Annotated in this window: 10 protein-coding genes and 1 rRNA gene; all 11 read left to right on the top strand. The window is 69.4% G+C overall.

Features of this window, described 5'->3' with window-relative positions; genetic code table 11:
* Position 1 precedes the first annotated feature (1 nt).
* Positions 2-1,045 carry an N-acetyl-gamma-glutamyl-phosphate reductase gene (argC, locus tag HJ588_RS19550; protein WP_171157126.1) on the top strand — a complete coding sequence of 348 codons (1,044 nt, stop codon included), beginning with the start codon at positions 2-4 and terminating at the stop codon, positions 1,043-1,045.
* Positions 1,042-2,193, top strand: a complete 1,152-nt coding sequence (gene argJ / locus HJ588_RS19555) for a bifunctional glutamate N-acetyltransferase/amino-acid acetyltransferase ArgJ (protein ID WP_171157127.1) — start codon at positions 1,042-1,044, stop codon at positions 2,191-2,193. Before argC ends, argJ begins: the two co-directional genes overlap by 4 nt.
* Positions 2,190-3,116, top strand: coding sequence for an acetylglutamate kinase (gene argB, locus HJ588_RS15430; protein ID WP_171157129.1), 927 nt, complete (start codon positions 2,190-2,192; stop codon positions 3,114-3,116). The genes argJ and argB overlap by 4 nt, the downstream gene beginning before the upstream one ends.
* An 86-nt stretch (positions 3,117-3,202) precedes the next feature.
* Positions 3,203-4,393 (top strand): acetylornithine transaminase, encoded by a 1,191-nt coding sequence (locus tag HJ588_RS15435; protein ID WP_171157131.1) that lies wholly within the window; start codon positions 3,203-3,205, stop codon positions 4,391-4,393.
* Positions 4,390-5,331: an ornithine carbamoyltransferase gene (gene argF, locus HJ588_RS15440; protein ID WP_171157133.1), complete on the top strand. Its 942-nt coding sequence runs from the start codon at positions 4,390-4,392 to the stop codon at positions 5,329-5,331. Before HJ588_RS15435 ends, argF begins: the two co-directional genes overlap by 4 nt.
* Positions 5,328-5,849 carry an arginine repressor gene (locus HJ588_RS15445; protein WP_171157136.1) on the top strand — a complete coding sequence of 174 codons (522 nt, stop codon included), beginning with the start codon at positions 5,328-5,330 and terminating at the stop codon, positions 5,847-5,849. The genes argF and HJ588_RS15445 overlap by 4 nt, the downstream gene beginning before the upstream one ends.
* Positions 5,850-5,872: 23 nt before the next feature.
* On the top strand, positions 5,873-7,318 hold the full coding sequence (gene argH, locus HJ588_RS15450) for an argininosuccinate lyase (RefSeq protein ID WP_343036753.1): 1,446 nt from the start codon (positions 5,873-5,875) through the stop codon (positions 7,316-7,318).
* Between the two features lie 20 nt (positions 7,319-7,338).
* Positions 7,339-7,890 (top strand): nucleoside/nucleotide kinase family protein, encoded by a 552-nt coding sequence (locus HJ588_RS15455; protein WP_212755973.1) that lies wholly within the window; start codon positions 7,339-7,341, stop codon positions 7,888-7,890.
* Positions 7,877-8,473, top strand: coding sequence for a DNA-3-methyladenine glycosylase (locus HJ588_RS15460; RefSeq protein ID WP_246242460.1), 597 nt, complete (start codon positions 7,877-7,879; stop codon positions 8,471-8,473). Before HJ588_RS15455 ends, HJ588_RS15460 begins: the two co-directional genes overlap by 14 nt.
* Positions 8,474-8,537: 64 nt before the next feature.
* Positions 8,538-9,797 (top strand): tyrosine--tRNA ligase, encoded by a 1,260-nt coding sequence (gene tyrS, locus HJ588_RS15465; RefSeq protein WP_171157142.1) that lies wholly within the window; start codon positions 8,538-8,540, stop codon positions 9,795-9,797.
* Between the two features lie 492 nt (positions 9,798-10,289).
* Positions 10,290-10,399: ribosomal RNA gene (locus HJ588_RS15470) — 16S ribosomal RNA — on the top strand; the annotation flags it as partial.

A 10,399-nucleotide genomic window follows, 5' to 3' on the forward strand; every position in this document is an offset into this window, starting at 1 on the left:
CATGGTCACAGTTGCGGTAGCCGGCGCCACCGGTTACGCCGGTGGAGAGGCGCTGCGCCTGCTGCTGGCGCATCCGGAAGTCACCGTGGGAGCGGTCACCGCGGGAGCCTCCGCCGGCGACCGGCTCGGGGAGCATCAGCCGCACCTGACGCCGCTCGCCGATCGTGTGATCGAGCCGACGACGGCCGACGCGCTGTCCGGGCACGACGCGGTCTTCCTGGCCCTGCCGCATGGCGCCTCGGCTGCGCTCGCCGCCGAATTGCCTTCTGACGTGCGCATTCTCGACTGTGGCGCCGACTTCCGGCTGGCGGATGCGGCGGCGTGGCAAGAGTTCTACGGCAGCGAGCACGCCGGCACCTGGGCATACGGGCTGCCCGAGTTGCGACTCGCCGGCGGCGGGGTGCAGCGTGACGAACTCACCGGGCAGACCCGGGTGGCCGTCCCGGGCTGCTATCCGACGGCTTGCTCGCTGGCGCTCGCGCCGGCGGCGCAGGCCGGCCTCATCGGGCTCGACGACATCGTGATCGTCGCGGCCAGCGGCACCTCCGGCGCCGGCAAGGCGATGAAGCCTCATCTGCTCGGCTCGGAGGTGATGGGTTCGATGAGCCCCTATGGCGTGGGCGGCGTGCACCGTCATACCCCCGAGATCGAGCAGAACCTCGCGCGGGCTGCGGGTGCACCGGCGACCGTGTCCTTCACGCCGACCCTCGCCCCGATGCCGCGCGGCATCCTCGCGACGTGCACCGCTCCGGCCGCACCCGGGCTGTCCGCCGCTTCGCTGCGCGAGAGCTACGAAAAGGCCTACGGCGCAGAGGCGTTCGTGCAGCTGCTGCCCGAAGGGCAGTGGCCTGCGACGGCGTCGGTGCTCGGCTCGAACAACGTGCAGCTGCAGGTGTCGCTCGACGAGCGGGTCGGCCGGGTAATCGTCGTCGCGGCCATCGACAACCTGACCAAAGGCACCGCGGGCGGTGCCGTGCAGTGCCTCAACCTGCTGCTCGGTCTCGACGAGACTGCCGGCCTTCCGACGGTAGGAGTGTCACCGTGAGTGTGACTGCAGCCAAAGGGTTTCGGGCCGCCGGCGTCACCGCCGGGCTGAAGCCGAGTGGCACCAAGGACGTCGCGATCGTGGTCAACGACGGCCCCGACCACGCGGCCGCCGCGGTCTTCACCAGCAACCGCGTCGAGGCGGCTCCGGTCACCTGGTCGCGCCAGGTGGTCACTGACGGCCGGGTGGACGCGGTGATCCTCAACTCCGGCGGCGCCAACGCGATCACCGGCGCGCAGGGTTTCGCCGACACACACCGCACAGCCGAGCACGTGGCCGAGGCGCTCGGCGTCTCCGCGGGTGACGTGGTCGTCTGCTCGACCGGCCTCATCGGCGAGCTGCTGCCGATGCCGACGTTGCTCGCGGGCGTGGACGAGGCGGTGAAACTCGCGTCGGCAGAGGGCGGTTCGGCCGCTGCCGAGGCGATCATGACGACCGACACCGTCTCCAAGGAGGCGACGTCGGCCGGCGGCGGCTGGGTGGTCGGCGGCATGGCGAAGGGCGCGGGCATGCTCGCCCCGGCCCTCGCGACGATGCTGGTCGTGCTGACCACCGACGCGGTGGTCGATGCCGAGGAGGCCGGTGACGCGCTGCGGGCGGCCACTGCGCTCACCTTCGACCGGATCGACTCCGACGGATGCCAGTCCACCAACGACACCGTGCTTCTCATGGCGTCGGGCGCCTCAGGGGTGCGCCCGAACCATGAGGAGTTCGGTGCCGCCGTGACCGCGGTCTGCGCCGACCTGGCGCGGCAGCTGATCGGCGACGCCGAAGGCGCCGCGCACGACATCGCGATCGAGGTGCGCGGCGCGGCGGACGTCGACGACGCGCTGGAGGTGGGCCGGGCGATCGCCCGCAACAACCTCTTCAAGTGCGCGATCTTCGGCAAGGACCCCAACTGGGGTCGCATCCTGGCGGCTGTCGGCACGACCTCTGCGCAGTTCGAACCGCAGCGACTTGCCGTGTCGATCAACGGGATTCAGGTATGCCGCGACGGCGGCGTCGGCGAGGACCGGTCGCTGGTCGACCTCGCGCCGCGCGAGGTGCAGATCGTGGTCGACCTGAACGCAGGCGAGGAGACGGCGACGATCTGGACCAACGACCTGACCCACGACTACGTCCACGAGAACTCGGCGTACTCGACGTGACCACGCCGCACACCGGGCGCCGCATCCCGACCGATCTCGCCACCGCCGCCGGGAAAGCGGCCACGCTCGTCGAGGCGCTGCCGTGGCTGGAGCGCTTCCGCGACGCACTCGTGGTGGTGAAGTACGGCGGCAACGCGATGACCGACGACGGGCTGAAGGCCGCATTCGCCGAGGACATCGCGTTCCTGCGGTATGCCGGCCTGCGTCCGGTCGTCGTGCACGGCGGAGGCCCGCAAATCCAGGCGATGCTCGACCGGCTCGGCATTGCCTCGGAGTTCAAGGGCGGCCTGCGGGTGACCACGCCCGAGGCGATGGACGTCGTGCGGATGGTGCTCACCGGTCAGGTGTCGCGTGAGCTCGTCGGACTGATCAACCATCACGGCCCGCTCGCGGTCGGTCTGTCCGGTGAGGACGCGTCGCTCTTCGGGGCGCGTCGCCGCGGCGCGCTGGTCGACGGCGAGACGGTCGACATCGGGCACGTCGGCGATGTCGCGACGGTCAACCCGGCCGCCGTGCGAGATCTGTTGGCAGCCGGGCGGATCCCGGTGGTGTCCTCGGTGGCGCCCGACCTGGATGCGCCGGGTGAGGTGCTCAACGTCAACGCGGACACTGCCGCCTCCGCTCTCGCGGTCGCGCTCGGCGCGCACAAGCTGGTGGTGCTGACCGACGTCGAGGGTGTCTACGCGGACTGGCCCGACCGGGCGAGCCTGCTCAGCTCACTGCCGGTCAGCGAGGCCGAGCAGTTGATGACCCGGGTCGACTCCGGCATGGTGCCCAAGCTCGAGGCGTGCGTGCGGGCGATCCGCGGGGGAGTGCCGCAGGCGCACGTCATCGACGGCCGCGCGCCGCACTCGCTGCTGCTGGAGGTCTTCACCGACGAGGGGATCGGCACGATGGTGGTGCCGGACGAGGCACGAGCATGAGCGCCGACCGAGGTGAGGATCGCAGCGCAGCGAGGACCGGAGCCGAGGAAAGAGGCGCGGCAGAAGGCATGAGCATGAGCATGAGTATGAGCGCGAATAACGAGTGGTTGCAGCGGTATTCGGACAGTTTGCTGGGTGTTTTCGGCACGCCGAGCCTGGTGATCGAGCGCGGTGACGGTTGCTATGTGTGGGACGTCGACGGCAACCGTTACCTCGACCTGGTCGGCGGCATCGCCGTCAACGCGCTCGGCCACGGTCACCCGGCGGTGGTGTCGGCGATCTCCAAGCAGGCCGCCGAGGCGGTGCACATCTCCAACTTCTTCACCTCCCGGGCGCAGGTGCAGCTCGCCGAGCGGCTGCTGGGCGTGGCCGGTGCGCCCGCCGGTTCGAAGGTCTTCTTCGGCAACTCGGGTGCCGAGGCGATCGAGGCGGCGATCAAGTTGTCCCGCCGCACCGGGCGCACCGGCATCGTGGCCGCCGAGGGTGCCTTCCACGGACGCACCACGGGCGCGCTGGCGCTCACCCACAAGGCCGCCTACCGCGAGCCGTTCGAGCCGTTGCTGCCCGGTGTCGTGCACGTGCCGTATGACGACGTCGACGCGCTCCGCGCAGCCGTCGCCGACGACGTCGCCGCCGTCATCCTCGAGCCGCTGCAGGGCGAGGCGGGCGTGCTCAGCCCGGCGCCGGACTTCCTGCGCGCGGCACGCGAGATCACCACTGCCGCAGGCGCTTTGCTGATCATCGACGAGATCCAGACGGGCATCGGGCGCACCGGCGCCTGGTTCGGTTTCCAGCATGCCGGCATCCAGCCGGACGCGATCACCGTCGCCAAGGGACTCGGCGGCGGGGTGCCGATCGGCGCACTGGTGACCTTCGGTGAGGAGGTCTCCGGCCTACTCACCGCGGGCCAGCACGGCTCGACCTTCGGCGGCAACCCGCTCGCGTCCGCGGCCGGCCTCGCGATGCTCGACACGATCGAGGAGCGCGGACTGCTCGAGCATGCCGAGAGCACCGGACGGCATCTGGAGCAGGCCGTCGCCGCTGCCGGTATCCCGCACGTCACCGGCGTGCGTGGTCAGGGGCTGTTGCGCGCCATCACGCTCGACCGGCCGGTCAGCGCGGCGGTCGCGGCAGCCGCTCGAGAAGGTGGCTTCATCGTCAACCCCGTTGCCCCCGAAGCGCTTCGGCTCGCCCCGCCACTCATCGTGAGCGCGGATGAGTTGGACAGCTTCGTGCAGGCACTACCGACCTTCGTCGAAGGAGCGCTCACGTCATGACCCGTCACTTCCTCCGCGACGACGACCTCAGCCCGCAGGAGCAGCAGGCGGTCCTCGCACGCGCGGCCCGGATGAAGGCCGACCGTTTCGCCGACCGGCCGCTCGCCGGTCCACGCGGTGTCGCGTTGATCTTCGACAAGCCGACGCTGCGCACCCAGTTGTCGTTCAGCGTCGGCGTGGCGGAGCTGGGTGGTCATCCGATGGTGATCGACGGCAACCTCGCGCAGATCGGCACCCGTGAGTCGATCGCCGACGTCACCCGGGTCATCGAGCGTCAGGTCGCGGCGATCGTATGGCGCACCTACGAGCAGGACCGCCTGGCCGAAATGGCTTCGTACTCGGGCGTTCCCGTGGTCAACGCGCTCACCGACGACTTCCACCCGTGCCAGATCCTGGCCGACCTGCTGACGATCACCGAGCACAAGGGCCGGCTCGCCGGGCTGACGATGACCTATGTCGGCGACGGCGCCAACAACATGGCCCACTCCTACCTCCTCGGTGGCGCGACTGCCGGCATGCACGTGCGGATCGGCACCCCGTCCAGCCACCAGCCGCGCGCAGACATCGTCGACGCGGCCCGCGACATCGCGGCCGGCACAGGGGGTTCGGTGCAGGTCACCGACGATCCGGTGGCGGCGGTGGACGGCGCGGACGTGGTGATCACCGATACCTGGGTCTCGATGGGGCAGGAGTCCGAGGCCGGTGACCGCAAGGGTGCGCAGAGCCCGTTCGCCGAGTTCGCCCTGGACTCCGACCTGGTCGGGCGGGCGGCGGACGACGCGATCGTGCTGCACTGCCTGCCGGCCTACCGCGGTTTCGAGATCAGCGCGGACGTGATCGACGGCCCGCAGTCGGCGGTGTGGGACGAGGCCGAAAACCGCCTGCACGCCCAGAAGGCTCTGCTCGCGTTCCTGCTCGAGGCCGGCGCGGGCGCATGACCGGGGCCGGGGCACACCGGGACGACGGTGCGGTCGCGAGCGGGCGCACCGCGCGACAGCAACGCATCGTCGACGTCATCACGCGGGAGGCGGTGCCCTCGCAGAACGCACTGGCCCGCCACCTGGAGCAGGACGGCATTCACGTCACGCAGGCGACGCTGTCGCGGGACCTGCTGGAGCTCGGCGCGGTCAAGGTGCGCCACGGGAGGCAGCTCGTCTACGCCATACCGGGTGAGGGTGGCGACCGTGCGCCGGTGGGCGGCGAAACGCCCCACGAGGTGGACGCCAGGTTGCGGCGCATCTGCGGCGAACTGCTCGTCAGCGCAGCGGTTTCCGGCAACCAGCTGGTGCTGCGCACACCCCCTGGTGCGGCCAACTTCCTGGCGTCGGCCATCGACCACGCCGCGTTGCACGGCGTGCTCGGCACGATTGCCGGGGATGACACCATCCTGCTCATCACCGCCGAGGGCGCCGCCGATGACGTGAGCGACTTCCTGATGGAGCTGGCAGGCGAATGACCAACGACAGGAGCGAGCGACAAGTGACCGAAGCAGAGCAGCGGCTGAGCCTGTGGGGTGGGCGATTCGCCGGAGGCCCCGCCGACGCGCTGGCGGCGCTTTCCAAGTCCACCCACTTCGACTGGCGGCTCGCGCCCTACGACATCGCAGGCTCCAAGGCGCACGCACGCGTGCTCCATGCCGCAGGCCTGCTGGACGAGGCGAGCCTCGCCGCGATGACGGCCGCGCTCGACCAGCTCGCGACCGACGTGCGCGACGGCAGCTTCGCGCCGGCGGACGACGACGAGGACGTGCACACGGCGCTGGAGCGCGGCCTGATCGAGCGCGCCGGCGCGGACGTCGGCGGCCGGCTGCGGGCCGGCCGGTCCCGGAACGACCAGGTGGCCACGCTGTTCCGGATGTATCTGCGCGACCACGCCCGCGTGGTCTCGGCGCAACTGCTCGACGTCGTCGACGCGCTGATCGCCCAGGCAACCGCCCACCTGGAAGTCCCGATGCCGGGACGCACGCACCTGCAGCACGCGCAGCCGGTGCTGCTCGCCCACCATCTGCTTGCCCATGCGTGGGCGCTGTTGCGTGACGTCGACCGCTTCCGGGACTGGGACCGGCGCACCGACGAATCGCCATACGGTGCAGGTGCGTTGGCGGGATCCTCGCTGGGTCTCGATCCGGCTGCCGTCGCCGCCGACCTCGGCTTCAGCCGGTCGGTGCGCAACTCGATCGACGGCACGGCGGGCCGGGACTTCGTCGCGGAGTTCGCCTTCGTCGCGGCGATGTCGGCGGTCGACATCTCGCGCATCGCCGAGGAGGTCGTGTTGTGGGCGACCAAGGAGTTCTCGTTCGTCACGCTCGACGACGCGTTCTCCACCGGGTCGAGCATCATGCCGCAGAAGAAGAACCCCGACGTCGCCGAGCTGGCCCGCGGCAAGGCGGGCCGTCTGGTCGGGGACCTTGCCGGGCTGATGACGACACTGAAGGCGCTGCCACTGGCCTACAACCGGGACCTGCAGGAGGACAAGGAGCCGGTGTTCGACGCCGTCGACACCCTCGAGCTGCTGCTGCCGGCCTTCTCCGGCATGGTCGCGACTCTCACCTTCCATCCCGATCGGCTGAGTTCCCTTGCACCGCAAGGGTTTGCGCTCGCCACCGACATTGCGGAATGGCTGGTGCGGCAGGGCGTGCCGTTCCGGGTCGCGCACGAGGTCGCGGGGGAGTGCGTGCGGGTCTGCGAGTCCCGCGGCATCGAGCTGTGGGACCTCACCGACGACGACCTGGCCGCGATCAACCCGGCGCTCACCCCGGACGTGCGCTCCGTGCTGAGCGTCGAGGGCTCGCTCGCCTCCCGCGACGCCACCGGCGGCACCGCGCCGGTGCGGGTGGCCGAGCAGCTGCAGCAGGCCCGTGACGCAAGCGCCGAGACACGCGCCTGGGCGGCCACCGCGATCGACTTCCCGCAGCGCGTCGACTGAGGTCTGTCAGACTGCGGGCCGTGTCGATGATCGTGCAGCTGGTCGGGCCGCCCGCGTGCGGGAAGCGGACGATCGGGGCGCTGGTCGCCAAGCGCTTGGGTGCGCAACTCATGGACAACCACCTGATCAACGATCCGGTGTTCACGGCCCTCGGCGCGAACGGTTTCGGTGACCTGCCGCCGGCGGCCTTCGGCTACGCCCAGCGGGTGCGCCACATCGTGCACGAGGCGGTCGTCGAAGCTCCTGGGGTGGTGCGGCACGTGTTCACCAACTGGCTGGTCGACACCGAGGCGGACCGTCGGTCGGCGGAGGAGATTCGCGACATCGCCCGCGTCCGGCTCGCCTCCTTCCACCCGGTCTGGCTGACCTGTGACGCTGCGGAGATCCATCGGCGGATCGACCATCCGGAGCGGAGAGCTCGTAACAAGTTGCGCGATCCGGCCAAGGTGGCCGACGCGCTCAGGCGTCCCGGCCTGCCCGCGCCCGACGACGCGCTGCGACTCGACACGACCGCGCTGCCACCGGCCGATGCCGCCGATCGCATCGTCGCCTGGATCGATGAGCGCAGCTGACTCGCGGACCACCGCCCGGCGTCTGCTCGGCGCCCACCTGACCGGTCGTGGCGTCACCCTGCGGATCACCGAGGTCGAGGCGTATGCCGGGGAGGCCGACCCCGGCTCGCACGCCTTCCGAGGGCGAACCCCGCGCAACGAGGTGATGTTCGGCCCGCCCGGCCATCTCTACTGCTACTTCACCTATGGCATGCACACCTGCTGCAACTACGTCTGCACCGCGCCCGGAGAGGCGGGTGCGGTGCTGATCCGCGCGGGTGAGGTGATCGACGGGGCCGAGCTCGCGCGTGAGCGCCGTCATACCGACAAGGACCGGGAGCTCGCGCGCGGACCGGCCCGGCTCACGGTCGCCCTCGGGATCACGTTGGCCGACAACGGTGTCGACCTGCACGCGCAAGGCGCCCCCGTGCGCCTGCACTGGCAGGAGCCGGTCGCGCAGGAATTAGTGCGCACCGGTCCGCGCGTCGGGGTGAGCGGACCCGGCGGCGACGGGGAAACCTACCCGTGGCGCTTCTGGATCGACGGTGACCCGACCGTGTCGCCGTACCGGCCGGCGAAACCCCGTCGCCGCCGCGCCGGCTGATACGGCAGGCTTGACCCGGCGCCGACCGGCGCCGTGACGACGAACGACGAGGACGGACAACGACGTGAGCAACATCTTCGACGAGCTGCAGTGGCGCGGGCTGGTGGCACAGACCACCGACGAGGCCGCGCTGCGCGAGGCACTCGCCGACGGGAAACTCACCATGTATGTCGGGTTCGACCCCTCCGCCGAGTCGTTGCACATCGGCAACCTCGTGCAGCTGATCGTCGCCCGCAAGATGCAGCAGGCCGGTCACCGGGTGATCGCGCTGGTCGGTGGATCCACCGGGCTGATCGGCGATCCCAAACCCGACTCCGAGCGCGTGCTGCGCAGCAAGGAAGCGGTCGCGGAGGCGGTGGCTTCGATCCGCACCCAGGCCGAGGCACTGCTCGACTTCACCGGCGACAACCCGGCCACGATGGTCAACAACCTCGACTGGACCGAGCCGATTTCCGCGCTGGACTTCCTGCGTGACTACGGCAAGCACTTCCGGGTCAACGCGATGATCAAGAAGGATGCGGTGTCCCGTCGGCTGAACAGCGACCAGGGGATCAGCTACACCGAGTTCAGTTACCAGATCCTGCAGGGGCTGGACTACCTGCACCTCTACCGTGACGAGGGCGTCACGCTGCAGCTCGGCGGCAGCGACCAGTGGGGCAACCTGCTCGCCGGCGTCGACCTGATCCACTCCGCCGAGGGGGTCTCGGTGCACGCCATGACGACGCCGCTCATCACCGACGCGAACGGCCGCAAGTACGGCAAGTCGGAGGGCAACGCGCTCTGGCTCAACCGCGACCTGATGTCGCCATACGCCTTCTACCAGTTCTGGATCAACATCGAGGACGCCGAAGTCGTCAACAAGTTGCGCGTCTTCACCGACTTCGACCAGGAGCAGATCGCCGAGTTCGCCCGTCAGGTCGAGGAGGAGCCGTTCCGGCGCGCCGGGCAGAAAGCACTCGCCGAATCGGTGACGACCCTGGTCCACGGCGCCGAGGCGACGGCGGCGGTGGAGGCCGCATCCGAGGCGTTGTTCGGCAAGGGCGATGTCTCCGGGCTCGACCCGCAGACGCTCACCGACGCGACCGCCGAGCTGCCGGGGGCACCCGTCGCACCGGGCACCGACATCGTCGAGGTGCTGATCGCGCTGGGGATCGCAGACTCCCGCAACAGTGCCCGGCGGCTCATCGGGGACGGCGGCATCTCGGTGAACAACGAGAAGGTGACCGACCCGGAGGCGACGCTGGGCGAGGACGCGTTCCTGCACGACCAGGTGGCGATCGTAAAGCGCGGTCGCAAGCACCTGGCCGCCGCCCGGCGGGCGTGACCGAGGTCACGGTCTCACGGCTTGGCAGAGGGTTGCGGGATCTGTATAGTTGACATCCGCTGCTTTCGCGGGAGAGAGACCTCCGGCAGGGCAGCCGCCCGGTTCAGCGGAGCGGATTTGGCAGGTCGGACCTGCTGCCTGTAACGTTGAACTTCGTTGCCCGGGAGGCACGGACAAGCCGGAGAGATCCGGATGGCCGGTCCCGATTGCGACAAATCCATCCGAACCGATCATATTCGAGCGGTCATTGTGCTGCCCGAAATCATCCGGATCACGCCGATTTGGAAGATGATCGAAGAGGATGTAAGTTTTAAGAAGTCGCCCAGAGCGAAACAGCTTGATAAAGCTGCGGAACTCTTCGGAGCGGTCGTTTTTTGAGAACTCAACAGCGTGTCGAGTGATTGATGCCAATTGTATGTTGGTTTTGATCGTTTTTGTAGCATTTTTGCTCTTGATCGATTTTTTAGCCATGGTTTGAATTTTTTGTATTTTTTTGCGGAGAGTTTGATCCTGGCTCAGGACGAACGCTGGCGGCGTGCTTAACACATGCAAGTCGAACGATGAAGGACCAGCTTGCTGGTTTGGATTAGTGGCGAACGGGT

The sequence above is a fragment of the Flexivirga aerilata genome (assembly GCF_013002715.1).
Lineage (GTDB): Bacteria > Actinomycetota > Actinomycetes > Actinomycetales > Dermatophilaceae > Flexivirga > Flexivirga aerilata.